The following is a 1173-nucleotide window of genomic DNA, read 5'->3' on the forward strand; positions in this document are numbered from 1 at the left end:
ACTTAAACCAGTAATTTCTATTAATAACATCGATCATTTCAACTAATTGCTTTGTTTCTGCAATATCATGAGCACGTATTACACGTCCACCAGCCATAAACATCGCTGTTTCTGCAACTAAAGTAACTGGCAAACGATCTTCTTTATCTAAATTAAAAAGCTTCTTACCAAAGCCTTTTCTAGAAATCGCAACCAATATTGGTCTACCAAAACGATGCAATTGATTAATATTGCGCATCATTGCATAATCTTGTTCACCATCAGCAACCTTTGCATAGCCAATTCCTTGATCAAGAATGATCCTATTTAAGTCAACTCCTCCATCAACAAGCATTTTTAAATTATCACTAAAGAATTGACACATAACCTTTGTTAAATTGTCATATTCTGTATCTCTATTGCTATGCATTGTTACTAATCCAACGTTAGAATCTGCCATAAGCTTTACTTTTTCTGGAGAATCAAACGCACGAACATCATTTATAATATCTACGCCAGCTTCAATTGCAGCTTCCATTACAGGTAACTTGTAAGTGTCTACTGCTACAGCAATTTGAGGATAATTTTTGTGAATATACTTAATAGCAGGTATAACGCGACTTATTTCCTCTTCTGGAGTAATTTCTAAATAACCGCCAGGTTTTGTAGTTTGACCGCCTACTTCTATAACATCAGCACCGGCTTCAACTATTTCTTTAATATGGCTATTTACTTCGTCCTCACTTTGGTACTTGCCGCCGTCATAGAATGAGTCAGGAGTAATATTCAAAATCGCGTAAACTATCGGCTTGTCAAGTGTATCAAAGCAGAATCGCCCTGCATTCCACACAATTGCTTTTTGCTTTAATAGCGAGCGCAAACTTGCAAGTAATTCTCGATCTTCGTACCATGCTTTTTCGCATTCTTGCATAAAAGGTTTAAGAGCAATAAACGGCAAAATGAAGTCAATAGAAGACTCGGAAACTTTGATAGCTGTATCAAAATGATCGAGAAAATCAGCTACTTTGCTTAAATCGTTTTCGCTAATATTTTCCCACGTGCATAAAATTTTTTGATTTACACAAAGATCCTGCAGTAACGCTATATCTGCAATATTTTTAGAAGATGCATTCTCCAAATTGCTTTCAATAATTCGCATTTGTATTCTTTCTTTCTAAAACCTCATATTTAAAA

At 35.1% G+C, this 1173-nt stretch carries 1 protein-coding gene; it reads right to left on the reverse strand.

Going from position 1 to position 1173, the window contains the following annotated elements; genetic code table 11:
- Nucleotides 1–1138 (reverse strand): dihydropteroate synthase (gene folP / locus A5294_RS06405; protein ID WP_064340738.1); only part of this gene is annotated, 1138 nt, incomplete at its 3' end.
- Between the last annotated feature and the right edge of the window lie 35 nt (nt 1139–1173).

It is taken from the genome of Gardnerella sp. 30-4 (assembly GCF_001641215.1).
Lineage (GTDB): Bacteria > Actinomycetota > Actinomycetes > Actinomycetales > Bifidobacteriaceae > Bifidobacterium > Bifidobacterium leopoldii.